Source organism: Novosphingobium sp. B-7, assembly GCF_000410615.1.
Classification (GTDB): domain Bacteria; phylum Pseudomonadota; class Alphaproteobacteria; order Sphingomonadales; family Sphingomonadaceae; genus Novosphingobium; species Novosphingobium capsulatum.
In genome coordinates this window covers 1-207 of record NZ_KE148410.1, presented here as the reverse complement: position 1 = coordinate 207, position 207 = coordinate 1, and the positions used below count along the sequence as shown (strand labels likewise).

The following is a 207-nucleotide window of genomic DNA, read 5'->3' as shown; positions in this document are numbered from 1 at the left end:
GCGGCCAGCGCCACTGGAAATTGACGTCCAGCGTGAGCGAGACATAGTCGCGCGTGGTGTGCACACCCAGTTCGCGGCGCAGGTAATCGCCCAGCGCGGCAGACACGATCACATTGCTCGCGCCCAGCCCCAGCGCGGGATCGCTGGCCGCCGATGGCCGCCCAGCCACCTGCGCCGGGCGCGGCGCGGCGATGCGACTGTCGAGCC

At 71.5% G+C, this 207-nt stretch carries 1 protein-coding gene; it reads right to left on the bottom strand.

Annotated features, from left to right (window positions below; translation table 11 throughout):
• The coding region (locus tag H926_RS33545; protein ID WP_043610306.1) for a hypothetical protein at nucleotides 1–207 on the bottom strand (207 nt) is incomplete at both ends.